Source organism: Algibacter agarivorans, assembly GCF_039543245.1.
GTDB classification, from domain to species: domain Bacteria; phylum Bacteroidota; class Bacteroidia; order Flavobacteriales; family Flavobacteriaceae; genus Algibacter_G; species Algibacter_G agarivorans.
The window spans coordinates 33908-58234 of sequence record NZ_BAABJJ010000001.1; the positions used below are offsets into that span (position 1 = coordinate 33908).

The following is a 24327-nucleotide window of genomic DNA, read 5'->3' on the forward strand; positions in this document are numbered from 1 at the left end:
CAAGGTGTAGAATAGAAGAAGAAAAGCTCCGAGAGCAGGAGAACAAAGTCCGACGCAGCCTTTATCAAATCGGTTTTCATCCCAACAAAAATCGCGATAAAAAATTCCTTGACTTGGACTTGATTTTTTGGTTTTTGTATTTAGCTTTAAATGTCTCCTAGACATTCCTAAAAAAGCTAAATAGTGCATCAAGGCAAAATGAACATAGAAAAAAACAACCTATCACATTAAACCACTTTCAACATTAAAAAAAATTCCAATGACATAAATTGAAGCTTTATTATAAAACAAATTTCACATAAAACCATTTAAGGTTTCGTATTTTTAAACGTCTATTATAAAAAGAAAAATGAAACCATGAAACACATCATCCCAATATTAGCGTTAACCCTATTCTTCAGTTGCCAAAACACAGCACAAACAAAAAAAGAACAAGACGCTGTAATTAATGCAGAACCTATAGAAGTTCCATTAAAAAACGGAAAAGCCAGAGCCTATTTTGCCAGTGGTTGTTTTTGGTGTGTAGAAGCCATTTATGAAAGCGTAAAAGGTGTAGACGAGTCTATTTCAGGATATTCCGGTGGGCATACAAAAAACCCAACTTACGCATCTAGCAACACAGGCAGAACAGGACATGCCGAAGCTGTAGAAATCATTTACGACCCCAAAATCGTAAGTTTTGAAACCTTAGTGGATGTGTATTTTGCATCGCAAAATGTAACCCAAGTAAACGGACAAGGAAACGACAGAGGCTCACAATACCGTTCTATTATTTTTTACCAAAATGACGAACAAAAACAAATCATTCTAAAAAAGAAAGCCGCTTTAACTAAGACACTCCATGCTAAAATAGCAGCAGAAGTGTATCCGTTTCAAAAATTCTGGATAGCAGAAGATTATCATCAAGATTATGAAAAATTGCATCCCAACCATCCTTATATTCAAAATGTATCTATTCCAAGACTAAATCGATTTAAGGCTAAGTTCCCTAAGGATTTGCTTAAAGCAAGTCATTAAAAACAAATCACTTTTATATAATATTTTTTTGATTTTTACGTAAGAAAAATTAATTACCTTTACGGGATAACGGTAACAAAAAACTTACCATATCCCTACTTATTTACGGGATATCGGTAATAAAAGTTACTATATAACGAGTTGTGCTTCATTTCATCAAACCTTATGAAAAAATAAAAATTATCTGGAAACAAAAATAATTCATAACAGAATAGAAAAGTGCTGTAATTCAAATCTAAAAGCCAGCGGAATTTCCCCTTTAAGAGTTTTAAGATGGTTGGATAACTTTGAAAAAGAAGATTGGACTAAAGCATTAACTGTAGCAGAAAAAATTACTTATGTTTCTGAGGAGGAAATATATGCCCAATATAAACATCTTCTTGAAAATTTATTTGATTCAATAAGAAAAGAAGATAAAATATTCTTACTTCCTTCAAAAGTTCAAGATATAACGACTGGCTCAGGTAAAAGCTCACAGTTAATGACTTATTATATAAAAAAAATAATTGAAAATTTACCTGATGAACAAAGTAATAGGATTATTTTTTTATCTAATTCTAGAAATGGTCAAAAATTTAAAAACGATTTAAAAAAAAATGCTGTACTGGTAATTTTTGATGATTATATAGGTAGTGGACATCAAATTTATAATTTTATTAATAAGGTAATATTTAAACTACACAAACAATATTATTCCGAGTTAGATTCAACCTATATTTTATCTCTATACATATCAGAAAATGGAGAATCATATCTTAATTTAAAGCTTCCCAACTGGAATATAATATCTCAACCCCGAAAAAGAGCTTTTTCGAGAAGAGGTTCCGTTTTCGGTTATGAAAAAAAAATGAAAGTGATTCGTGAATTTTGTCATAAATATGGTGAACAATTTTTTATTTGGGATATTAATAAAGATGGAGTAAAAAAGAAAGTTAGTTTATCACTTGGATACAAAAATTCACAAGAACTAATTTCATTTTGCTACAGAACACCAAATAATACTTTACCAATAATCTGGAGTAGTGCTAATAATTGGCATCCTCTATTTCCACGTTTTGCGAATGATATTATAAGTGAAGCTAAGGATTACAGAAAAGAGTCTGCTTTTCTTTTACATAAAGCTAAACTAGTATTTAAAAATAATTATGCTTTAATAACTGGAATTATTAAAGAAGATGATGGTAAATTAAATTCCTACATTACTCAAAACGATGTTTTATTACTCTGTGTTATGAGACTTAAAAAAAATGGAGCAAATTTAGCCTCAATCTGTCAGAAGTTAGACATTAGACTTTTTGATTATGATGAATTAATTAAAGACGGCTACAATAGAGGTTTATTTACTATTGACGGCAATTTTACTGATATTGGAACAATTGAATATAATCACATAAATTCGTTAAAAAACAAATATGATTACGACCTTTATTGGAAACATAATTTTGAAAACCCAAATAATGTGTTTTATATACCTAAAAAATTCAATGGGAGGACATAATAAGAGTTAGCTTATACTTCTATATGAAGTTCCACGATGTATTCGTCGTGGTATTATAATACATCTAAACATCTTAATGGTGATACATTTTGTGCCAAAAGCACCACCATTAACAGCCTGAGCAAACTCAGTCTGCTATTCAAGTAAGAAGTAACTATTATATTATGTCCATTCCTATTGAAAATTATAAAAAAAAGGCAAAAGCTAAACGTCATTCAAAAGTCTTTATAAAAGACATTGACACTTATACAAAGAGACTTAAAGAAAATAATTTGCCTATCATATTTTCTATTACCCATCTATCAAAGTGCTTAAATATTAAGCCCTCAGAATTGTTAAGCATTGCAGAATATGGCAATTTTTTTGATGTAAAAAATAAAACGGTTCTCTACAACTATCAAATTAAGAAATCAAAAAAATGGTTAGAATCAATAAAACTATACCTTACTTCTTTAAATAAAAAATATAATCCTTTTTATAAGAAACGTAAAGAAGCTAACGACCAATTATTAATAGATGACATATTAAATGAGATTCAACCATTTGAAAATATAAATGAAGAAAAATCTAATGCCTCATTACTAGATAACTCATTTAAAGAAAATGCACCATTTGAAAACGAAGAAGATTTTTATTACGATGATATAAATGAATATAATGTTATAAATAGTAATTATAAATTTTTTAAAATAAAGAAAAAAAATGGTGGTCATAGAGAAATTATGGCACCGAAAGGGCAACTCAAAAATATTCAAAGATGGATTAATTTCTACATCCTAAATCAAATAGAAATTCACCCTAATTGCTTCGGTTTTATTAAAAATCGTTCAATTAAAAACAATGCAAAAATTCACATAAACCAAGAATGTATCTTAAATATAGATTTGCTTAAATTCTTTGATACAATTACTCAAGAAAGAGTTTTTGGTATGTTTAAGCAATTTGGTTATCACCCGAATTTAGCTCGACTACTGGCAAGTCTTACAACCGCGAAACATAAAGAGTGGTTTTGGAATCAAATAGACTTAAACAAACATCCTGAATTAAAAAAACTAGTAGAAAAGAAACCTAAGATTATTCCTCAAGGAGCACCAACTAGTCCTTCCATTTCAAATATTATATGCAGAAGACTGGACAATAGATTAAATAAGTTAGCTCTTAAATGCAACTGTAAATATTCGAGATATGCGGATGATATAACATTCTCAGGTCGTAAATCGGACTTACCGACTTTAAAATTAATAAACAAAATTATTAGAGAAGAAGGCTTTTTTACGAATACTGATAAAATAGGGTTTTATTCTAAAGGAAGTAAACAATACGTAACTGGATTAGCAATTAATGATGGAGTACGTATTCCTAGAAAAAGGAAGAGAGAAATAAGACAAATTTTACATTACTGTAAGATAAATGGTGTTGAAAATCATAAAAAAAATACTGGTATTGAAAATAAAAAACAATTTAAAGAATGGTTAGCAGGAAACATAGCTTTCATTCACGATATTGAACCTAGAAAAGCTAAAAAACTTTGGGATAAGTTCAACGATTTAGAATGGGAATAAAAACGAAAGCACAACATGCGGATATAACAAATAAAATTCAAGTAAATTCTCTCAAAATTTAAAACCTAAACCTTCATAGCCTTCAAAGTAAAAATCAAAGGATACAACTTATCTTCGGTTACAAACATTCCAGAATCTGTTTTTTTCAAATTTGGTAATACATCATAAGGGCTTTCGTCATATTCTTTCAAAAACTCAATTTGTAATCCAGCTTCAGTTAACGCATTAATAACCTCGCTTAAACCATGGTTCCATCCATATTCTTTACTTACCATTTTTGATTCTTGGTTAGCGTAAGTCCCTTCATATGCTTCATAAATTACGTCGTCTTGCATATAACCATATTTCATAACGGGTTTATCATCTAAATAATCAAACATCCAAACTATCGGGTGGAATTCAGCCATAAAAAATGTACCTCCTTTTTTTAATCGTTCAGCAATCATTTTACCCCAAGGTTTCAAATCTGGCAACCAACCAATCACACCATAACTGGTAAAAACAATATCAAAAGTATCTTTTACAAATTCCGAAGTATCCAAAACATTACAGCAAACAAATTCAGCGTCAAGCTTTAATTCATTATTTAAATGCTGCGCCAGTTTAATGCCTTCATCACTCAAATCTACACCTGTGCATTTCGCTCCCATCCTGCTCCAACTCAAGGTGTCTTGTCCAAAATGGCATTGTAAATGCAATAACGATTTTCCAGAAACATCGCCTAAAGCTTCTAATTCATAAGGCATTAAAGAGGATTTTCCTTTTTTAAAAGCTTCCATATTATACATATCGCTGTTGGCATGCACTTTTACCTTATCATTCCAAGTGGCTTTGTTAGTCCTAAAATAATTGTCGTTATTAATCATCTTCAAATTATATCTTTACAAAAAATCTAAATTATGAAAAACTTCATTTATATTACTTTTACCATGCTTGTATTTGTTGCTTGTAAAAAAGAAAACAAAAAGCAGGTTGAATCTAAACCAATATCCATTGCCGAAAAAATTGCCAACGCGCATGGTTTTGAAAACTGGAAACAGGTTTCTGAAATTCAATTCGCTTTTAATGTAAACAAAGACAGCAGCCATTTTGGACGTTCATGGATTTGGAAACCTAAAACCAATGAAGTAACATCTTTTAGCAAAAAAGACACGCTAACCTACAACAGAAATAAAATAGATTCAACCCTCACAAAAACAGATCGTAGTTTTATAAATGATAAATATTGGTTATTAGTTCCTTTTCAGTTAGTTTGGGATGAAAGCGCAACGATTTCTGAAGCTACTAAAGAAGAAAGCCCAATCAACAAAATTCAACTAAACAAAATTACCATAAGCTATCCCAATGAAGGTGGTTATACTCCAGGAGATGCTTACGACATTTATTTCGGAGATGATTTTTTAATTAAAGAATGGATTTTCAGAAAAGGGAATCAAAAAGAACCTTCATTGATAGCAACTTTTGAAAACCATCAAGATTTTAATGGTATTAAAATAGCATTAAATCATAAAAAACCTGAAGGCAACTGGAATTTAAATTTTACAAACATTAAAGTTTTAAAAGAGTAAAATTTCGCGATTTCGGTATTAGTAAAACCACAATAAAAGTGGGCATATAAAGCTTCGTATTATTTTTCAGCTTTATCGCTTATAGATTATAGCGTTTTTTCATTTTCAAATTAACCTTTAAATTCTGCTTTAATATGTGCCCCATCGCAATATGGTTTGTTGTTTGATTTTCCACATCTACAGAAAGCAGTTGTTTTATTCTTAATTTCAGAAGAACCATCTTTAGCAACGACCTTAAGTGTACCATAAACCAGCAAAGGACCATTTTCTAAAACTTCAACTTTAGTTTCTAGAATTTCAGAGGTTTTATCATCTTCAGCATTCATATAATAACGCAACGCGCCAGAAGGACATTGCTTCACTTGGTTTATAATAGCTTCGGTTTTTGCAGTATCCATTTTTATCCACGGTCTCAGTCTAGGTCGAAATACCGCTGGTAATCCTTTAGCACAAATTCCAGAATGAATACACTTTTCAGCTTCCCAAACCACTGTTATTTCTCCATTTGAATATTCCTTTATTTTTCCCATAGCTTTAACTTTTTACTAAATATACAAAAAAATAGACGCCTTTTAAACTTCTGTTGTTCGTGTTCATTTCTAACTTTATAATTCTTATTTTTGTTAGAAACCCATAAACCAACACACTTTGTCCGACTATAAAACAGGTCTTGAATACGCTTTACAACAAGACCAAAATGATGAACTTAAAGCTTACCGAAGTCAGTTCCACATCCCAAAGGACAAACAAGGGAACCCGTGGATTTATATGACTGGCAATTCACTCGGGTTACAACCTAAGCAAACCAAAGCTTATGTAAATCAAGAACTAGAAGACTGGGCAAATTTAGGTGTTGAAGGTCATTTGGAAGCTAAAAACCCTTGGTTGCACTATCATGAATCTTTAACCGAAAGTATGGCAAAAGTGGTAGGTGCTAAACCTATTGAAGTGATTGTTATGAATACGCTCACTGCCAATTTACACTTCATGATGGTGTCGTTTTACAAACCCACCAAAACGCGTTATAAAATACTTATTGAAAGTGATGCGTTTCCTTCTGATAAATATGCTGTTGAGTCTCAACTACGCCATCATGGTTTTGATGACAAAGAAGGATTAATCCTTTGGAAACCTCGAAAAGGAGAAGAATTGTTGAATTATGAAGATTTAGAATCTATTCTTGATGAACAAGGCAACGACATAGCTCTCATTATGATTGGTGGCGTGAATTATTATACGGGTCAGTTTTTTGATTTAAAACACATTACGAAATTAGGACATAAGCATGGCTGTAACGTGGGTTTTGATTGTGCCCATGGCGCAGGAAATGTAGCATTGAACCTGCATGATTCTGGAGCAGATTTTGCCGTTTGGTGCACCTATAAATATTTGAATTCTGGCCCAGGAAGTTTAGCAGGTTGTTTTGTGCATGAACGGCACGCACACCGTAAAGATTTAAACCGATTTACAGGCTGGTGGAGCCATAACAAACAAACTCGCTTTAATATGCGTGATGATTTTGACCAACTACCAGGAGCCGAAGGTTGGCAATTGAGTAATCCGCCTATTCTATCTATGGCTGCTATAAAAGGGTCTTTAGATATGTTTAATGATGTTGGTATTGATAAACTAATCGCTAAATCTAAAAAGCTAACAGGCTATTTTGAGTTTTTATTGAACCAATTAGGAGAAGACACGATTAAAATTATTACACCAAGCAATCCAAAAGAACGTGGTTGCCAATTATCGATACAAGTTAAAAATGCGGATAAAACATTACACAATAAATTAACTGAAGTTGGAATAATTAGCGATTGGCGCGAACCCGATGTTATTAGGTGCGCTCCTGTACCGCTTTATAATTCTTTTGAAGATGTTTATAGATTAGTTGAGAAGTTGAAAGGAATAACACGATAGCAAGAACTCCTTCCCTTTTTTCAAGGGAAGGTGGATTCATTCCAACACCTTGGAATGAAGACGGAAGGGTTAAATTATAATAAATACTAAAATCATGAGATTCCCGCCTTCGCGGGAATGACAAAGATGAAAGAAAAACAACAAAACGTATTAATAATTGGAGCAGGACTTTGCGGTTCCCTTTTAGCCTTAAGATTAGGACAAAGAGGCTATAACGTATCCGTTTACGAAATGCGCCCAGATTTACGAAAAGTAGATATTAGTGCCGGCCGTTCCATAAACTTAGCATTTTCAAATCGTGGCAATAAGGCTACAAAATTGGTTGGTTTAGAAGACAAAGTTAAATCACTATGTATACCCATGACTGGTAGAATGATTCATGATGCACATGGCAATACCTTTCAATCAAATTATAGCGGTCGTGACTATGAATATATCAATTCTATTTCACGTGGCGAATTGAACGCCTTACTTTTAGATGAAGCTGAGAAACACAAAAACGTAAACATTTATTTCAATAAAAAATGCAAATCCGTTGATTTTGAAAAAACGACTGCATTATTTAAAGATCACAACACCAAAGATGAATTTGTTGAAGATGCAGATATTATAATCGCTACAGATGGTGCCGGTTCGGCAATGCGAAAAAGTTATTATTTAGGCAAGAAATTCTTATTTAGTTTTTCTCAAGACTATTTAACTCATGGCTATAAAGAACTTAGCATTCTACCTAAAGAAAATGGCGATTATAAAACTTACAAAAATGCACTGCATATTTGGCCTCGTGGTAATTTAATGCTGATAGCTTTACCGAATTTAGATGGTAGTTTTACTGTAACGCTTTTTTTAAGTTACGATGAAGGCAAATACAATTTCAATAATCTAACAACTGATAACCGTGTTCTAGAATTCTTCCAAGAAGCGTTTCCTGATGCTTTAGCGCTCATGCCAAATCTAGTTAATGATTTCTTTGAAAACCCAACAGCACCATTAGGCACTATAAAATGCTCCCCTTGGCACTATAAAGGCAATACGCTATTAATGGGCGACGCAGCACATGCTATTGTTCCGTTTTACGGCCAAGGTATGAATGCTTCATTTGAAGATGTGGTTGAGTTTGATAAAGTCTTAGACCAAAACTTAGGCGATTGGGAAGCTATCTTTAAAACTTATGAAAACACTCGTAAAAAAGACACCGATGCTATAGCTGACTTAGCTATTGATAATTTTCATGAAATGAAAGGGCACGTAAATCAAGTAATCTTCCAAGAAAAGCGTAAATTGGAAATGGCTTTAGAAAAAGAATTCCCAAATGACTATTCTTCAAAGTATTCGTTAGTAACGTTTAAGGAAGATATAGGATATAGAGAAGCCATGCTAAGAGGACGTGCGCAAGACAAAGCCATATTAAATATGCTTTCAGATAAAAAAATTGATATAAATGGAAATTTAAAAGACATTTTATACAAAGTAAAACAAGAAACCGAAGCGATTCTTGAAGACGACAGAATTGCCGGATTGTACCAAAGATAGAAGTTAGAAGATAGAAGTTAGAAGTTAGAAGTTAGAAGTTAGAAAACTTGAAAAAATAATTTGTAATTTTAAAAAACATAACAGGAAGTCAACACCCAAGTTCCGACTCCATCGGAATCAGTAATCTGCAGAAATAAAGAGCAAAGGAATGAAGTCGCAAAGCGCAGCTTTAAGCGCATAATTCCAAAAGTGAATGGTGCTTTAGCAATTTCTTCAGATTGATTTGATTTTTGACTTGGTTTATCCTGAGTGCCGTCGAAGGGTTTTGTATCAAGACAAAATGAACGATAAAAAAAAGGAAATATAAATTATGAGTAACGAAAAGAATGAGATTCCTGCTTCTGAAGGAACTAAAGTAATCCCAAGAGGTGCATACCCGCATACTAAACGTGTTGGCGATTTTATTTTTGTATCTGGGACCAGTTCTCGAAGAGCAGACAATACTATTGCTGGTGTTGATATTATTGATGATATGGGAACTAAGTATCTAAATATTGAAGTTCAAACTCGTGAAGTTTTAAAGAATATAGAAAAGAACTTAGCTAAAGAAGGTGCAGTATTAAAAGATATAATAGATGTCACTACATTTTTAGTGAATATGAACGATTTTGCAGGTTATAACAAAACTTACGCTACATTTTTTGATAAAGAAACCGGACCAACACGAACAACAATTGCAGTACATCAATTACCGCATCCAGATTTGGTGGTGGAGATTAAGGTTGTGGCCTTTAAAAAGTTATAGATAAAATCATTTTTTTGCTATGCTTTTTAAAACCTTTGATTATTTTAATTAGATATAAACATCAAACAAGTTACGAAGTGTTCCCCTCCCAAGAGGGGAAGTAGTAGAGATTAAATCTAAATAACAATTATCATAATTAAACATAAGCATAAAATAAACCGTACAACATTCCCCTCTTGGGAGGGGATTAAGGGGTGGGTAGCGTTATGAGAAAAATCATTCCATATAATCCAGATTTAGTACCTCTTGCGAAAAAACTTCGCAACAATATGACTTTGGGAGAAATTACATTATGGCGTGAAATAAACAACAAAAAGCTGGGAGTAAGATTTAATAGACAAATCCCAATTGATAATTTTATAGTAGATTTTTACTGTAAAGACCTCCAATTGGCCATTGAAGTTGATGGCACCATTCACTTCACGGAAGGACAACAAGAAAAGGACTCGCTTCGCCAAAGTCGGTTAGAATCTTTAGGAGTATATATTGTCAAATTCAGCGATTTGGATGTAAAGCATAATTTGAGCTGGGTCTTAGAGGAGATTAAAAAAGTAATTTGGGATATGAAACCCACCCCTAACCCCTCCAAGGAGGGGAAAAACAATAGGTATGATTAAAATCAAAAACTATATAAACGGGAAGTTTGAAAACCCAATCAACAATGAGTGGATTGACAATTACAATCCAGCCAATGGAGACGTTTACGGACAAATCCCAAACTCATCAAAAGTAGATGTAGAAAACGCATATCAAAGTGCCAAATCTGCCTTTAGGCAGTGGTCTCAAACCACTTTAGAGGAACGAAGTAGAATACTCATTAAAATTTCAGAATTACTAGATGCAAACCTACAACGCTTCGCAGAAGCAGAAAGTAAAGACAATGGCAAACCGATTAGTTTAGCAAAAGTTATAGATATTCCCAGAGCAGCAAGCAATTTTAGATTCTTTGGAAATGCTATTACACAATTTGCTAGTGAAAGCCATGAAAGCGTTGGTCAAAACGCCATAAATTACACCTTAAGACAACCTATTGGGGTTGTAGGCTGCATTTCGCCTTGGAACCTCCCTCTCTATCTTTTTACTTGGAAAATTGCGCCAGCCATTGCCGCAGGAAATTGTGTGGTTGCCAAACCTAGCGAAGTAACACCAATGACCGCTTATTTACTTGGAGAAATTTGCAATGAAGCAGGTTTACCTAAAGGAGTTCTAAATATTGTTCATGGATTAGGCACTACCACAGGTGAAGCTATTATTGAACATCCAGATATTAAAGCGATTTCGTTTACAGGCGGAACCTCAACTGGAGCGCATATAGCCAAAGTTGCTGCGCCTATGTTTAAAAAGTTATCATTGGAACTTGGAGGTAAAAACCCAAACATTATTTTTGCTGACTGCGATTATGATGATATGTTGGAAACTACGGTACGCTCCTCATTCGCCAATCAAGGACAGATTTGTTTATGTGGAAGTCGCATTTTTATTGAAGCTTCAATTTATGATAAATTTAAAGTAGACTTTGTTGAAAAAGTAAAACAACTTAAAATTGGTCACCCATCGGAAGGCTCTACAGATATTGGTGCTTTAGTTTCAAAACCACATTTAGAAAAGGTTTTAAATTATATTGATATTGCTAAAGATGTAGGAGGAAAAATACTTTGTGGTGGGAATCGAGTAACGGTAAAACATTTTGAAAATGGTTATTATTTAGAACCCACAATTATTGAAATTGAAACTAATGACTGTAGAGTCAATCAAGAAGAAATATTTGGTCCAGTTGTAACCATCATGCCTTTTAAAACTGAAGCTGACGTTTTACAAATGGCGAACAAAGTCAAGTATGGTCTATCGGCAACACTATGGACTAACAATCTTAAACGTACCATGCACATGAGCAATCAATTACAAGCAGGTATTGTTTGGGTAAATACATGGATGTTACGCGATTTACGAACGCCTTTTGGCGGAATAAAAGCTTCTGGCATTGGTCGTGAAGGTGGTTTTGAAGCGTTACGTTTTTTTACTGAAGCTAAAAATGTATGCATAAAATACTAGTTCCTGCGAAGGCGGGAATCTTTTGAATTGAAACGGAATCAATAATATTGCAATGCTGTCTCGATTACTATCGGGATTGTTTCAGTATCTAAAAAAATAAAAAATAAAGTTTAACTAACTCTTTGTCCCCGTTAAGAGTTTCCCGATTAAAATCGGGATTAGGAGGGGCTTATTATGGATTTAAAACTAAACAACAAAAACGCATTAGTTTGCGGAAGCACACAAGGTATAGGAAGAGCAACAGCTTTAGCTTTGGCCGCTGAAGGTGTAAACGTAACTCTGGTTGCTAGGAATAGAGAAAAACTAAAAGAAGTTTTAGCTGAATTACCAGCGCACAGAAACCATAGTTACATAGTCGCTGATTTTTCTAACCCTAGAGAGTTGCAAGAGCAAGTGATTAAATTTATTGAAAAGGAACATGGGTTTCATATTGTGATAAACAATACTGGGGGACCACCAAGTGGAGGGATTTTAACGGCTAGTTTAGAAGCCTTTGAAAATGCGTTTACAATGCATTTAAAATGCAATCATCTTTTAGCACAGGCCACAATCCCGTTTATGAAAGAAGCAGGTTTTGGTAGAATTATTAATGTTATTTCAACCTCAGTAAAAGAACCAATCCCAGGATTAGGCGTCAGTAACACCATTAGAGGAGCTGTCGGCAATTGGGGTAAAACCTTATCTATTGAAGTTGCTGAATTTGGTATTACGGTTAACAATGTGCTACCTGGATTTACAGATACTGAACGCTTATCTGAAATTATTAAAATTAAGGCGAAGATTGAGGATAGGTCTATTGAAGATATGACCGAAATTATGAAAAATTATGCGCCTGCAAAACGCTTTGCACAACCAGAAGAAACTGCCCATGTTATTACATTTTTAGCTAGTGAGGCTGCGAGTTATGTTACTGGGATTAATGTCCCCGTTGATGGTGGACGCACCAAATCTTTATAATATTTTAACTACGATAGTTTTAATAAAATTTAAGGGGTTCGTATATTAGTAACGAATTTGCGTTAAGGATAGAAGCGGCATCCTTTTTTGGTGAACTCTAAAGTATCTAATAAACGTTATTTTACTATAATTCAGCGTACTTGATGAGATACTGAAATAAGTTAGCACAAAAAAGATATAGCGGTTAGCCTGACCCTTGTGGTAACGCCCAAAACATGAGACTATGAGTAATTTAACATCTCCAATAAATTTTAAAGCTTGGATTGAAGAAAATAGACATCTTTTAAAACCACCAGTTGGTAATAAAGTGGTTTGGAAAGATGGCGATTTTATCGTCATGGTTGTTGGTGGACCAAATAGCAGAAAGGATTATCATTATAATGAAACTCCAGAGTTCTTCTATCAAGTTGAAGGTGATATGATTTTAAAAATAATTGATAAAGGCACCCCTAAAGATGTACATATTAAAGAGGGTGATATTTATTTATTACCCCCTAAAGTGCCGCATTCTCCGCAACGAGGCGCCAATACTGTTGGGCTAGTTATAGAATATAAAAGACCCGAAGGGATGCGTGATGCACTACTTTGGTTTTGCGAAAATTGTGTAACTAAACTTTATGAAGAAGATTTTACTTTGGATAATATTGAAACAGATATGCCAAAGATATTTGACAAATATTATAAGGATAAAGACAAACGAAGTTGCCCAAATTGCGGAAAAATTATGCAGCCGCCCACAAAAGTGAAAATAGATTAAAAGCCATCCCTAAGGGGAAACAAAATCCTTTTAAGAAATGAAAAATAAGCACAAGATTCTGAAACAATCATGATAGTAATCGGGACAGAATAACAAAATGGAAATTTAATTTAAAGATTCCTGACCTCTCAGGATTTCAACATGAAACCTAAACTTAGAATAAACGGCCACTCACACCTACTTCCCTACCCCGAGGAAATACCAGATTATATGCGAGAAAAAGGGATTTTTTGGGTAGATAAAGACCGGAAATTTATGCTTCAAAAAGATTGGAGCAGGCCTGTTACTGATTCTAGTTTTTTCTTGCATGAAAAACTTGAATGGATGGAACGCAACAAAATAGACCATGCCGTTGTTCTAAACCTGTCTCAATTATACGGTAACGGTTTACGCGTTGAGGAAATGAAGAAAGCACTACGCTTTCAGAATGATTTTAATGCCAAAATCCAACATGAAAACCCAAGTAAATTTACCTGCGGTTTTGTGGTGCATCCTGGTTTTTTAAGAAGTGCTTGCTGGGAAATTGAACGCTGTGTAGAAAACCATGGTATGCAATTACTTTGTTTACCAACACATTACATGGATACTATTGGCACATGGCGTTGTATTTTTGACGAAGAGAATGAGCCAATTTTTGAATTGGCGGATAAATATAATTTAGCTGTTGAAATTCATCCTTATGATGGCGAAAAATTCATAAAATTAGAAAACACCTCGTGGCGTTTCCATTTAATTTGGATGTTGGCACAATGTGGCGATGCCTATCATTTTTTAACCTTAAATGGCTACCAAGATAAATTTCCAAATATGCGTACTTGTTTTGCTCATGGCGGGCAATTAGCACAAATTAATTTAGGAAGACGTATTCAAGGTTTTGATGGCAGACCCGATTTATTTGAAGGCAAGCACCACCCCAGAAAAGCGGTTGGGCACAAAAATATTTTCTTTGACACTTTGGTACACGATACTGGCGGCTTAGAATTATTAATAAGAAACCATGGATCAAAACAAGTAATTATGGGACTTGACGACCCTTATCCGCTTGGTGAAATGGAAAGTGATGCGCAATCATCTTATCCAGGTAAGATACTGGATTTAGCTGTTGAAAGAGAGATTATTAATCAAGAGGAATATCATGCCATTTGGGAGGATAATGTAATACAATGGTTGTGTGGCGATGATGAAAATGCTAAGAAAAAACTATTAAATAGAATTTTAAATTAATTCCTACGTCCCCTCGAGCGCAGTCGAGAGGTTGTTAAACAAGGAAACATTAAATTAGGTCTCGACTGCGCTCGACCAGAAAAAACATGCATTTTATACCAGAAGAATTAGATGATTATGTGGTTGCCCATTCTGAGGATGAGCCTGCATTATTGCGACAACTAAGCAGAGAAACATACCAAAAGATTTTACAACCTAGAATGTTAAGCGGCCATTATCAAGGTCGGGTGTTAAGCATGATTTCTAAATTGGTAAATCCTAAAAATATTTTAGAAATCGGGACTTACACAGGCTATTCTGCGTTATGCTTAGCGGAAGGCATACAAAAAGATGGCGAACTACATACGATTGACATCAATGAAGAGTTGGTGGATTTCCAGCGAAAATATTTCGATGCTTCGGGTTATGGCAAACAGATTTTTCAGCATTTAGGTGATGCCTTGGAGATTATACCAAAACTAGAAAAAACCTTCGATTTAATATTTATTGATGCCGATAAAGAGAACTATTCAAACTATTTTAATGTTATAATCGACAAACTGAGTACTGGAGGTATTATTTTATCTGACAACGTACTATGGAGTGGAAAAGTTCTGGAAACCACTTTTAAAAAGGAAGACACTTCTACTCCGGCCCTTATTGAATATAATGCGCTTTTAAAGAACGATACACGTGTTGAAACTGTTGTTTTACCTATTCGAGATGGATTGACTATTAGTAGAAAAGTATAATATCTGTTCCTGAAAATGACTTTGGCGTATAGACTGCGTTAAGGATTGTAGAGGAAAGCCCACAGTGAGGTACGAGCGAGGACTTGGAACGGAAAGCCTGACCCCGATAGGGGAACGCCCAAAATACTATTAAAACTTTCGCTTAACAGAACCTGTAAAATCCTCTATATCGTCTTTTACTTTATTGAGTTCTTTTTTCACATCTTTAGTGATGCTGGTATCGAGACCGTTTTTTTCGGCAGTTTTGGTGATTTCGTGCTTAATATCATTGGTGGCGTCTTTAAGCGTACGCATGCCTTTCCCTAACCCTCGTGCTATTTCTGGTAATTTATCGGCACCAAAAACCATAATCGCAATAAATAGTATGAAAGCTATTTCGGTTCCGCTAATAAATAAAAATGTTGCTTGCTGTATCACGATACAAATATAGGTCTTGTTTTGTTAGAATAAAAAAAGCCGATTGCAAAAATCGGCTTTTACTTAAAAAAATTTAGCCTTTAATGTTTTCTTTAAATTGATTAAAATCGCTTTCTTGAACTTGTTTTGGCCATGAATTATTTGAGGTATCTACATCTGCCGTTTCCTGTTTTGGATCTATGGTTATTGAAATGATTTCTTTCTCTGACGAAATGGCTTTGCTAACTTCATTATCATTTAACCTCCAAATTTGCGCTGGGTATGTTTCGGTTTTTGAAGTGCCGTCTGCATAGGTATACTCTACAATTATTGGCATGACAAGTCCTCCTGGTTTTTCGAACGTTATATTATAGAAGTACTTTGGCGCTTTGATATTTTGACGCTCTTCTGGCGTAAAATTATCCATAATATATGTTTTAAGTGGTGTGGAATTTTCTAGAAGTGTTCCATTTTTCAAGTCTTCTGTATATTCCTCACTGCCTTCTTCAACCATATAAACCAAAGGCCTTAATTGACTTTTACTTACCCCTCTTTCTTCCATAAGATTCTTTACGAAAGCATTTGGTTCTGAAGAGACATAGTACTTTTTGACTTCTTTTAACCCAATGTCTACCCAATCTGTGGTGTAAAACCAACCTCTCCAAAACCAATCTAAATCGACCGCCGAAGCATCTTCCATGGTTCTAAAAAAGTCTTCTGGAGTTGGGTGCTTAAACATCCAACGACGCGCATATTCTTTAAATGCATAATCAAACAACTCATGCCCCATAACGGTTTCTCTTAAAATATTTAATGCTGTTGCTGGTTTCCCATAAGCATTATTACCAAATTGGTAGGTATTTAACCCTTTGGTCATTATTGGCGCTATAAAATCCTGATTACCTCCCATGTATGGAACTATCATACTTGCTGGCCCCCTATCTGACGGAAAATGTTCGTCTTGTGGTGATAATGCCTCTGGATATTTTTTTCCAAAATCTTGTTCTGCTACGTATTGTACAAACGTGTTTAAACCTTCATCCATCCATGCCCATTGACGTTCATCACTATTAACGATCATAGGAAAAAAGTTATGTCCTATTTCGTGGATAATAACGCCCATCATCCCGTACTTTACGCGATCACTATAAGTACCATCTTCTTTTGGGCGCCCATAATTCCAACAAATCATTGGGTATTCCATACCTTGTTGTTTGGCATGCACGGAAATAGCTTTGTGATATGGATAATCAAACGTCATTCTTGAATAGGATTCTAATGTACTTGCAACAGCCTTAGTAGACCATTCTTCCCAAAGTGGGTTGCCTTCTTTAGGATAAAGCGATATAGCCATAACATCCTTACCGCCAATTTTAACTGACATCATATCCAAAATAAATTTTCTTGATGTGGCAAAACCAAAATCGCGGACGTTTTTAGCTTTTAGTTTCCATGTTTTTGTTTCATTTGAAAAACTACTTTCCGCAGCCTCAGCTTCAGCTTGAGTAACTATTATAACAGGCTCGTTATAAGACTTTTTAGCTTGTTCATAACGTTGCATCATGGTTTTAGAATACACTTCTTTCCTATTGGTTAAAACACCTGTTCCATCTAAAATATGATCTGCTGGCACAGTAATATTAACCTCGTAATCTCCAAAAGGTAAAGCAAACTCATCTCGACCCCAGAATTGGGAGTTTTGCCAACCTTCTACATCACTATATACTGCCATTCTTGGAAAAAACTGTGCTATTACATAGGCTCTGTTTCCATCTTTTGGAAAAAACTCATAACCAGAACGACCATCTTCCGCAACATGGTCATTTATATTGTACCACCACTTGATTGAAAACGAAAATTTTTCACCAGATTTTAAGATTTTTGGTAATTCTACACGCATCATGGTTCTATTAATCATATGCGGTAGGGATTTACCGTTTGTATCCTTAACTTCTTGAATATTAAAACCTCTTTCCAAAGATTCCTTTAAATATTGATTAGCAAATTCACTAGGTTGAAAAACAGGAGCTACACCACTAGCTTCTATTAATGGCGATTTAGAATCTTTTGCTCTTTTGTTTTGCTCTAATTGAATCCACAAATATTTTAATTCATCTGGTGAATTATTAGTGTATGTTATGGTTTCAAACCCAGTTAACTTAGCATTTTTATCATCTAGAATAATATCCATTTTATAATCAGCCTGTTGCTGATAATAGGCTGAACCTGGCGCACCAGATGCTGCTCTGTACATATTTGGTGTTGAAAACTCATCATACAACTGCTTAAATTTATTGGTGTTTTCATGTCCAGTTATACGTTCTGTTTTTTCTTGATCTTGAGCAAAAATCGCTGAAGACATAAAAATTAAGGAAAGACAGATATATGTGATTTTTCTCATAGTAGTTTTTGTGTATTATTTAAAAAAATGCGTTTTTTCATAACTTTCATTAAAAGATTGTTACAAAAAGTGATCGAAAGTAATAATTTCTATAGGCAATTAACTTTAATTTAATTAAACTTTAACACGGCATTAGCATTTTGGGGAATAAGTATAAAGCTTTTTTGTTTGGAGTTAATTTTTGTTTTAACTATATTTTGCTGCTCTTCAAATAAATCGAACAATACTTGATTTGTGATTTCAAAAGTATTTATTTTTTTCACATCTTCTATTTCTAAGTAACAACGCATAATATCAGCATCATATTCTTTTCCGATGAAAATAAAATTCGCATCTTCATTATTAATCTTGATCTTAATTTTATCGCTTAAATAGCGCTCAATATAAAAATCTACAATTGCTGGTTCATCGTCTTCTGCTAACGTGATGCTTTCATCATAACGCTCTCTCAACAACCTTTCAAAATCATCTATAAAAATTCTTGATGTGATTTGGACAGATTGTTTCTCTTCAATATAATCTATTTGAGTAACGCTTATATAGTATTTATGCATACTTGTAAAGGCAAAAAGTGGTAATACGACAAGTATTAAAAATACCTTTAATGGTTTCATTCCTGTTTTTTTTTGCTAAAGTAATTATTTTGTTAACTATGTTTCAAAAAGCATTCCAAAAATATTAGTCTTTACTCGATTCCCGATTTCACCGAAGCAATACCAATTCTGCATTGAAATGAAAACTTAAAAGGTAACCTAAAATTCAAGCTTGCAGAAATTATTTTTGATTAAAATTTTCCTTGTACTGCTTATATTTCATTCTTAAAAAAATTAAGATTTTAAAATCGGTTTGGTTTTTACAGTGCTTTAGAAAGTTCTGATCGTCTGCGCAGAAATAAAAAAAGTCTGCTACTAAATCATCTTTTAACGGGTTTGATGCTAAAAAATCCTTTGATAATCGTGCTTTTATACTAAGCATCAATTCTTCCCTAGTTTCAATTGCCACTCGTTTTTTAAGCATTTTAGTTCTGCCACTAATTCCATTTAATATGGGATTTAGAGGTATCCCTCCTCCTAAAAAACCTAAAAGCATTTTTGGTTTAAACTCTCCTGCTTCGCTTAATCGTCTTTCACTTTGTGTTGCAGGCTTACCTTGATAACCTGGAATTCCAACGTCAAAAAAATCAATGGGAGGATCGCCTTCTGTATTTTTAATATCGGACATTAAATTGCCCGTTAGTACTTTTCCAACGGTAACAGCATCTAATACATTAATTTGTTCTTCTAATTTTATATAAACAACTTTATCAATAATCATTTGTTTGGTAAGTATTATGTTTTTTACTTGGTGTTGTATTGACGAAAAGATAAGTGTATCATTCAATTTTGCTGTAATAACAAATACCCCCCTTTTATCTGTAGTCGCAAATAGTTGTTGTGTTTTATTGATAACGTGAATGTTTTCAACATTAGATAGGCTTTCAACCTTACCAGATATTTCAATAGATTGACTATTTGCATAAAGTGATAGTAATACAAGTGTAAAAATAAAGAATAAGCGTTTCAATTTGATGTCATTAGAACATCAAAGAACGTATTTCATATCTTAAAGAAAATGTAAATAGCTTTTAAGCTTTTGTTAAAAACACGCTTACCCCTTAGCGTTTAAAAACTCAAGACTTTTTTTATTTAGAAGTTCAAGAAACTCCATTTCTTTTCCGTAGTTAAGTAAAGAAAAATCGAAATCGTCTCTTTCTACGAACCTAATAAATTCCTCAACACGATGCTCTGGAATACTGAAATTATCAACTAAAAATTCCGAACCAAAATAATATTTTATAGACTCAATAGGTACTTCGGGTATGCCAGCTTTCTTTTTATCTTTTACTCCAGACCTAAACAAGGGAAGCAACAATTGATCTACTACGTTAACGATATTAAGTCCGTTTATCATGGTTTGGCGCTCAGAACTCATAGCAATATTTTTCACTTTTGTCTTATAATCTTTTTCAAAATCATACTCCGCACTATGCTTAACACCAAAATACAAAGCATCTAACTTAGGCTTGAAAGGCTCTGTAACGGCCACATCCTTTTTTAAGTTTCCAGATAATCCTTTTGGCAATACTATAACCTCATCTAATCTATTAATTTCTTCAATTAAAAAAAGTTTCATTCTTTTAGATTTAATGATAGCTTCATTAACCTTAAAACTAATGTTTTGATATTGTAGCGCACTAACTTCAATAATATCATTTAGTGTTACTTGCAATTTAAATTCTCCTTTATCGTCGGATATGGTTCCTTTATTTGACGAGGTATTAAAAATTGTTATCCCTGAAATATCATTGCCTTCAACAATAATTTTTCCAGAAACTTCAATTCTAGTAATGTTTTGGGAAATTGTACTAAGCGTCGTTAAAAAAGCTAAAAAGAAGATAAATTTGTTCATGGTGGTTTTTATCTTCAAATTACTACTTTAATTTCTATTTGTAAAACAAAACAGATGAAAATTTAATTAGCTTTACGCTGAAAACACAAATATTATGCGAAATATTATAATTGCAAGCACATCGACCATTCACGGAAGTGGGTATTTAGACTATATAATGGCCGACTTAAAAGTGTTTTTTGAACAGGCAAGCACTATTCTTTTTGTTCCCTATGCTAGACCTAGCGGTATTTCACATGATGATTATACCGAAATAGCAAGCACTGCTTTTGGTAAAATCGATAAAAAAGTCAATGGGCTTCATACTTTTGAAAACCCTATAGAAGCCATAAAAAATGCCGAAGCTATTTTTGTAGGTGGTGGTAATACCTTTGTATTAACAAACCAATTACACAAAAATCATTTAATTGCACCGTTAAAAGAGGTTGTTTTTTATGGAACGCCCTATCTAGGAACCAGTGCTGGCAGTAATATTTGTGGCTTAAATATAAAAACCACGAATGATATGCCTATTGTTTACCCACCAAGCTTTAATGCCTTGGCCTTAGTGCCCTTCAATATTAATCCGCATTATTTAGACCCCGACACCACTAGTAAACACAAGGGCGAAACCAGAGAAACTAGAATAAAAGAATTCCATTATTTTAATACGCAGCCTGTTGTTGGTCTAAGAGAAGGAAGCTGGCTGCTCGTAAAAAATGATTCTATTATTTTAAAAGGGCATTTGACTGCTAGGATTTTTGAATACAACAAAACACCGTATGAAGTTGATTCCGGAATAGAATTAAACCACTTAAAATAGCAAAATAATTTGGGTATCTAGGGTCGGGCTAGAAGTTTATCCTGAGCGGAGTCAAAGGGTTCCAAATCCTCGCAATCTCGGCCGGCAGGCCATAAGGATTACTGCGAGTTTTCCACTTCTATCACTCATGCAAGCCTATCAGCCAACAATAATTCCTGCCCGTAATCCAAACCATTCTGCATAAAAAAAGGTCTCACTTTACGTGAAACCTTTTTGAGCGAGAGACCGGGTTCGAACCGGCGACATTCAGCTTGGAAGGCTGACGCTCTACCAACTGAGCTACTCTCGCAATAATCGGCTGCAAATATATAAACTGTTTATTTACCTGCAAGAAAAAATCATAACTTTTTCAAAAAATGATACCCTAATATTTTAAAACCTTCATTAAAATAAAATTTATGAGATGACCCATTGCTCACATAAGTGTTTAACTCTGCCGCTTCACAACCTTTACTTAGCGCATAATTGTAAATCCATTCAAAAAACAGCTTCCCTAAACCTTTGCTCCTATAGCCATCATCTATAAAAACATGATCTGGCTCTACACTTTTTCCAGAATAGTGCCTTGTGCAAAACCATAAACCACAAACACCTATTAGTTTATCACCATCATAAATAACAGCACATTCGTAATTTTGGGTAATCATTTCAGAAAAACGCTGTTTCATAACAGCATCAGAAACTTGATTCCCATTCAACTTTTGAACTAAAGGTATAACTGAATCTATATGTTCTTTTTCTATAATTTTAAATGCAAAAGCCATAAATAAATTTTAAGTGAAGATAATTAATTCCTTAAAAATAATGTTTAAGTTTGACTTGTAACATGTATAATATTCATCTTATTAAAACTTCAAATTACAAAATAAAGTTAATAAACCCTGAAGATACACATCAGGTTCGGCATCCTGTTCTAAGATCTGGAATGCCTATGGAATCTTGCATTTTTGATGGGGATAACTTTAAAACCACCATACATTTAGGCTTATTTGATCAAGTAAAATTAGTAGGCATTTGTTCCTTTTTTAAAAATAATCGCATTGATATTTCTGAAACACCCCAATACCAACTAAGAGGAATGGCCATTTTAAAAGAATATCAAGGCAAAGGCATAGGAAACCTTATTTTAAGTCATGGTGAAACCTTGTTGAAAACTAAAAACATTCAGATAGTATGGTGCAATGCCCGAGAAGTTGCTGTTAATTTTTATAAAAAATCCGAGTATAAAATTATAGGGAAACCATTTGATATTAAAAACATAGGCTTACATTATGCTATGTACAAGAAATTATAAGATCTACATCCTATTTTTGAGTGACTTTATGTCAAAAATGGGTCTAATAACTATAAGCTATTTTTTTGTAATTTTAGTTATTATAAATTTTTAAAGATGAGAGGGAAAAATCTAAAAGTCAGATTACTAATCGGTGCAGCCATTGCCTTATTTTTTGTTTTCAAAAGATGTAGCCAGCAAGAAGTAAACCCATATACAGGTAGAACCCAAACCATATCTATGACTCCAGATAAGGAAATTGCCATTGGTTTACAAAGTGCTCCGCAAATGGCCCAACAACATGGTGGCCTGCATTCTAATAACCAATATCAAGCTTTAGTTGATAACGTTGGAAACAAATTAGTAAACAATAGTATAGCAAGAGAAACACCTTATAAATATGAGTTTCATTTATTAGCAGACCCAAATACCATTAATGCTTTTGCGCTTCCCGGTGGACAAATATTTATAACATACGCCTTATTTTCTAAATTAGAAAACGAGGATCAATTAGCTGGTGTTTTAGGCCATGAAGTTGGACATGTATTAGGCCGTCATAGTGCAGAACGTATTGCCGAAAGTGAATACTGGCAAGGATTAACAACAGCTGGATCTGTTGGCGCGGATATGGGTGGTTTAGTTAGTGGTATTGGTCAAAACACCTTGTTAACAAATGGACGCGATGATGAATTAGAAAGTGATGATTTAGGTGTTCGCTTTATGCTTAAAGCAGGTTACAACCCAGAAGCCATGATTGGCGTTATGGAAATCTTAAAACAAGCGGCTGGACCAAATCGAGTTCCGGAAATGCAAAGCACACACCCAGACCCTGATAATCGCATAGAAAAAATTCATGAAGCTATTGAGAAATATAAAAATCAGTAAAATAAAAAAAGCCTTAAAAACAAGGCTTTTACGAGTGACTAACTCAAAATAATTATGATACGTTTATAATTATTTTTTCTTTTTAGATTTTGCTAATACCGCTTCTATAACTACAACTGCATCTGTAGCTCCATGTAATTCTGCGTACTTAGCTGCTGTCATCTTTTTATCAGATTTCACTTTTAAATTAGCTCCTTGTTCTATTAACAATTTTAAAATTTCAACTCTGTTAAATTTTGCGGCATACATTGCAGGTGTCATCCCATCGGATTTAGCATTAACATCTGCACCTCTGCTAATCAGTTTTTGTACAGTTTCTAAATCACCTTTTGCTATGGAAACACAAAATGAGTTTACTTTAAAATACGTTTCTACATCGTAATTTTTAACAGTTGGATTTACTGGGGTAGCATTTACAGATACCATTGAAAAGCATAATGCGATTGCGGAAATAATGATTGTTTTTTTCATGATGAAAGATTTTAATTTGATTATTGATTTACGTTTTTTGATATACTAAAGAGACGATAATAATTTTAATTCGTTACAGAAAAAATGATT

At 33.7% G+C, this 24327-nt stretch carries 25 protein-coding genes and 1 tRNA gene; 16 read left to right on the forward strand and 10 right to left on the reverse strand.

Features of this window, described 5'->3' with window-relative positions; translation table 11 throughout:
- The first annotated feature begins 357 nt into the window (after positions 1-357).
- The 3 genes from msrA (at position 358) to ABD935_RS00200 (ending at position 4077) form a co-directional block, all read left to right on the forward strand.
- Positions 358-1017 (forward strand): peptide-methionine (S)-S-oxide reductase MsrA, encoded by a 660-nt coding sequence (gene msrA / locus ABD935_RS00190; protein ID WP_345189413.1) that lies wholly within the window; start codon positions 358-360, stop codon positions 1015-1017.
- Positions 1018-1294: 277 nt separating this feature from the next.
- On the forward strand, positions 1295-2515 hold the full coding sequence (locus ABD935_RS00195; RefSeq protein ID WP_345189414.1) for a phosphoribosyltransferase-like protein: 1221 nt from the start codon (positions 1295-1297) through the stop codon (positions 2513-2515).
- A 164-nt stretch (positions 2516-2679) separates the two neighbouring features.
- Positions 2680-4077 (forward strand): reverse transcriptase family protein, encoded by a 1398-nt coding sequence (locus ABD935_RS00200; protein WP_345189415.1) that lies wholly within the window; start codon positions 2680-2682, stop codon positions 4075-4077.
- A gap of 65 nt (positions 4078-4142) precedes the next feature.
- Here ABD935_RS00200 and ABD935_RS00205 read toward each other — a convergent pair whose 3' ends face one another.
- Complete coding sequence (locus ABD935_RS00205; RefSeq protein ID WP_345189416.1) at positions 4143-4943, reverse strand: class I SAM-dependent methyltransferase; 801 nt, start codon at positions 4941-4943, stop codon at positions 4143-4145.
- A gap of 33 nt (positions 4944-4976) precedes the next feature.
- On the opposite strand from ABD935_RS00205, the gene ABD935_RS00210 reads away from it, so the two are divergent.
- Entirely contained in the window at positions 4977-5645 is a 669-nt protein-coding gene (locus ABD935_RS00210) for a hypothetical protein (RefSeq protein ID WP_345189418.1), read from the forward strand.
- 110 nt (positions 5646-5755) lie between these two features.
- Here ABD935_RS00210 and ABD935_RS00215 read toward each other — a convergent pair whose 3' ends face one another.
- Positions 5756-6175, reverse strand: coding sequence for a (4Fe-4S)-binding protein (locus tag ABD935_RS00215; RefSeq protein ID WP_345189419.1), 420 nt, complete (start codon positions 6173-6175; stop codon positions 5756-5758).
- Positions 6176-6293: 118 nt separating this feature from the next.
- Between ABD935_RS00215 and kynU the strand changes: the two genes are divergently transcribed.
- The 9 genes from kynU to ABD935_RS00260 all read left to right on the forward strand — a co-directional run bounded on the left by kynU (position 6294) and on the right by ABD935_RS00260 (position 15561).
- On the forward strand, positions 6294-7562 hold the full coding sequence (gene kynU / locus ABD935_RS00220; RefSeq protein ID WP_345189421.1) for a kynureninase: 1269 nt from the start codon (positions 6294-6296) through the stop codon (positions 7560-7562).
- 126 nt (positions 7563-7688) lie between these two features.
- Positions 7689-9095, forward strand: coding sequence for an FAD-dependent oxidoreductase (locus ABD935_RS00225; RefSeq protein WP_345189422.1), 1407 nt, complete (start codon positions 7689-7691; stop codon positions 9093-9095).
- A 310-nt stretch (positions 9096-9405) separates the two neighbouring features.
- Positions 9406-9840, forward strand: a complete 435-nt coding sequence (locus ABD935_RS00230; protein ID WP_345189425.1) for a RidA family protein — start codon at positions 9406-9408, stop codon at positions 9838-9840.
- Positions 9841-10046: 206 nt separating this feature from the next.
- Complete coding sequence (locus ABD935_RS00235) at positions 10047-10457, forward strand: endonuclease domain-containing protein (protein ID WP_345189426.1); 411 nt, start codon at positions 10047-10049, stop codon at positions 10455-10457.
- Complete coding sequence (locus ABD935_RS00240; RefSeq protein WP_345189427.1) at positions 10450-11892, forward strand: aldehyde dehydrogenase; 1443 nt, start codon at positions 10450-10452, stop codon at positions 11890-11892. The genes ABD935_RS00235 and ABD935_RS00240 overlap by 8 nt, the downstream gene beginning before the upstream one ends.
- A gap of 174 nt (positions 11893-12066) precedes the next feature.
- Positions 12067-12849, forward strand: a complete 783-nt coding sequence (locus ABD935_RS00245; protein WP_345189428.1) for an SDR family oxidoreductase — start codon at positions 12067-12069, stop codon at positions 12847-12849.
- A gap of 223 nt (positions 12850-13072) precedes the next feature.
- On the forward strand, positions 13073-13606 hold the full coding sequence (locus ABD935_RS00250) for a 3-hydroxyanthranilate 3,4-dioxygenase (protein ID WP_345189430.1): 534 nt from the start codon (positions 13073-13075) through the stop codon (positions 13604-13606).
- Between the two features lie 141 nt (positions 13607-13747).
- The gene (locus ABD935_RS00255) at positions 13748-14830 is read left to right on the forward strand and encodes an amidohydrolase family protein (RefSeq protein WP_345189431.1); all 1083 of its coding nucleotides are present in this window, start codon (positions 13748-13750) and stop codon (positions 14828-14830) included.
- 86 nt (positions 14831-14916) lie between these two features.
- Complete coding sequence (locus ABD935_RS00260) at positions 14917-15561, forward strand: O-methyltransferase (protein ID WP_345189432.1); 645 nt, start codon at positions 14917-14919, stop codon at positions 15559-15561.
- A gap of 129 nt (positions 15562-15690) precedes the next feature.
- On the opposite strand, the gene ABD935_RS00265 is transcribed toward ABD935_RS00260, so the two are convergent.
- The 5 genes from ABD935_RS00265 to ABD935_RS00285 all read right to left on the reverse strand — a co-directional run bounded on the left by ABD935_RS00265 (position 15691) and on the right by ABD935_RS00285 (position 20806).
- Positions 15691-15978 carry a Sec-independent protein translocase subunit TatA/TatB gene (locus ABD935_RS00265; RefSeq protein ID WP_345189434.1) on the reverse strand — a complete coding sequence of 96 codons (288 nt, stop codon included), beginning with the start codon at positions 15976-15978 and terminating at the stop codon, positions 15691-15693.
- Positions 15979-16051: 73 nt separating this feature from the next.
- Positions 16052-18358, reverse strand: coding sequence for a M1 family metallopeptidase (locus tag ABD935_RS00270; protein ID WP_345189435.1), 2307 nt, complete (start codon positions 18356-18358; stop codon positions 16052-16054).
- Positions 18359-18468: 110 nt separating this feature from the next.
- Positions 18469-18972, reverse strand: a complete 504-nt coding sequence (locus tag ABD935_RS00275) for a DUF6702 family protein (protein WP_345189436.1) — start codon at positions 18970-18972, stop codon at positions 18469-18471.
- 160 nt (positions 18973-19132) lie between these two features.
- Positions 19133-19921 carry a peptidase associated/transthyretin-like domain-containing protein gene (locus tag ABD935_RS00280; protein WP_345189438.1) on the reverse strand — a complete coding sequence of 263 codons (789 nt, stop codon included), beginning with the start codon at positions 19919-19921 and terminating at the stop codon, positions 19133-19135.
- A gap of 84 nt (positions 19922-20005) precedes the next feature.
- Positions 20006-20806, reverse strand: coding sequence for a carboxypeptidase-like regulatory domain-containing protein (locus ABD935_RS00285; protein ID WP_345189439.1), 801 nt, complete (start codon positions 20804-20806; stop codon positions 20006-20008).
- Positions 20807-20900: 94 nt separating this feature from the next.
- Between ABD935_RS00285 and pepE the strand changes: the two genes are divergently transcribed.
- Positions 20901-21608 (forward strand): dipeptidase PepE, encoded by a 708-nt coding sequence (pepE, locus tag ABD935_RS00290; RefSeq protein ID WP_345189440.1) that lies wholly within the window; start codon positions 20901-20903, stop codon positions 21606-21608.
- 216 nt (positions 21609-21824) lie between these two features.
- On the opposite strand, the gene ABD935_RS00295 is transcribed toward pepE, so the two are convergent.
- Together ABD935_RS00295 and ABD935_RS00300 are read right to left on the reverse strand one after the other, a co-directional pair.
- Positions 21825-21897, reverse strand: a tRNA-Gly gene (locus ABD935_RS00295).
- 49 nt (positions 21898-21946) lie between these two features.
- The gene (locus ABD935_RS00300) at positions 21947-22372 is read right to left on the reverse strand and encodes a GNAT family N-acetyltransferase (protein ID WP_345189441.1); all 426 of its coding nucleotides are present in this window, start codon (positions 22370-22372) and stop codon (positions 21947-21949) included.
- Between the two features lie 62 nt (positions 22373-22434).
- On the opposite strand from ABD935_RS00300, the gene ABD935_RS00305 reads away from it, so the two are divergent.
- Complete coding sequence (locus tag ABD935_RS00305; protein ID WP_345189442.1) at positions 22435-22902, forward strand: GNAT family N-acetyltransferase; 468 nt, start codon at positions 22435-22437, stop codon at positions 22900-22902.
- A gap of 96 nt (positions 22903-22998) precedes the next feature.
- Positions 22999-23766 (forward strand): M48 family metalloprotease, encoded by a 768-nt coding sequence (locus ABD935_RS00310; protein WP_345189444.1) that lies wholly within the window; start codon positions 22999-23001, stop codon positions 23764-23766.
- Between the two features lie 69 nt (positions 23767-23835).
- Here the strand turns inward: ABD935_RS00310 and ABD935_RS00315 are convergent, their stop codons facing one another.
- Entirely contained in the window at positions 23836-24237 is a 402-nt protein-coding gene (locus ABD935_RS00315) for an ankyrin repeat domain-containing protein (RefSeq protein WP_345189445.1), read from the reverse strand.
- Positions 24238-24327: the final 90 nt, after the last annotated feature.

What these genes read in the sequence shown, in the direction of transcription:
- ABD935_RS00215 (WP_345189419.1), bottom strand. Translation starts at nt 6,175, where the DNA reads ATGGGAAAAATAAAGGAATATTCAAATGGAGAAATAACAGTGGTTTGG.
- ABD935_RS00300 (WP_345189441.1), bottom strand. Translation starts at nt 22,372, where the DNA reads ATGGCTTTTGCATTTAAAATTATAGAAAAAGAACATATAGATTCAGTT.
- ABD935_RS00245 (WP_345189428.1), top strand. Translation starts at nt 12,067, where the DNA reads ATGGATTTAAAACTAAACAACAAAAACGCATTAGTTTGCGGAAGCACA.
- ABD935_RS00285 (WP_345189439.1), bottom strand. Translation starts at nt 20,806, where the DNA reads ATGAACAAATTTATCTTCTTTTTAGCTTTTTTAACGACGCTTAGTACA.
- ABD935_RS00260 (WP_345189432.1), top strand. Translation starts at nt 14,917, where the DNA reads ATGCATTTTATACCAGAAGAATTAGATGATTATGTGGTTGCCCATTCT.
- ABD935_RS00235 (WP_345189426.1), top strand. Translation starts at nt 10,047, where the DNA reads ATGAGAAAAATCATTCCATATAATCCAGATTTAGTACCTCTTGCGAAA.
- ABD935_RS00225 (WP_345189422.1), top strand. Translation starts at nt 7,689, where the DNA reads ATGAAAGAAAAACAACAAAACGTATTAATAATTGGAGCAGGACTTTGC.
- ABD935_RS00305 (WP_345189442.1), top strand. Translation starts at nt 22,435, where the DNA reads ATGTATAATATTCATCTTATTAAAACTTCAAATTACAAAATAAAGTTA.
- ABD935_RS00240 (WP_345189427.1), top strand. Translation starts at nt 10,450, where the DNA reads ATGATTAAAATCAAAAACTATATAAACGGGAAGTTTGAAAACCCAATC.
- msrA (WP_345189413.1), top strand. Translation starts at nt 358, where the DNA reads ATGAAACACATCATCCCAATATTAGCGTTAACCCTATTCTTCAGTTGC.
- ABD935_RS00255 (WP_345189431.1), top strand. Translation starts at nt 13,748, where the DNA reads ATGAAACCTAAACTTAGAATAAACGGCCACTCACACCTACTTCCCTAC.
- ABD935_RS00310 (WP_345189444.1), top strand. Translation starts at nt 22,999, where the DNA reads ATGAGAGGGAAAAATCTAAAAGTCAGATTACTAATCGGTGCAGCCATT.
- pepE (WP_345189440.1), top strand. Translation starts at nt 20,901, where the DNA reads ATGCGAAATATTATAATTGCAAGCACATCGACCATTCACGGAAGTGGG.
- ABD935_RS00315 (WP_345189445.1), bottom strand. Translation starts at nt 24,237, where the DNA reads ATGAAAAAAACAATCATTATTTCCGCAATCGCATTATGCTTTTCAATG.
- ABD935_RS00205 (WP_345189416.1), bottom strand. Translation starts at nt 4,943, where the DNA reads ATGATTAATAACGACAATTATTTTAGGACTAACAAAGCCACTTGGAAT.
- ABD935_RS00210 (WP_345189418.1), top strand. Translation starts at nt 4,977, where the DNA reads ATGAAAAACTTCATTTATATTACTTTTACCATGCTTGTATTTGTTGCT.
- ABD935_RS00200 (WP_345189415.1), top strand. Translation starts at nt 2,680, where the DNA reads ATGTCCATTCCTATTGAAAATTATAAAAAAAAGGCAAAAGCTAAACGT.
- ABD935_RS00250 (WP_345189430.1), top strand. Translation starts at nt 13,073, where the DNA reads ATGAGTAATTTAACATCTCCAATAAATTTTAAAGCTTGGATTGAAGAA.
- ABD935_RS00230 (WP_345189425.1), top strand. Translation starts at nt 9,406, where the DNA reads ATGAGTAACGAAAAGAATGAGATTCCTGCTTCTGAAGGAACTAAAGTA.
- ABD935_RS00270 (WP_345189435.1), bottom strand. Translation starts at nt 18,358, where the DNA reads ATGAGAAAAATCACATATATCTGTCTTTCCTTAATTTTTATGTCTTCA.
- ABD935_RS00275 (WP_345189436.1), bottom strand. Translation starts at nt 18,972, where the DNA reads ATGAAACCATTAAAGGTATTTTTAATACTTGTCGTATTACCACTTTTT.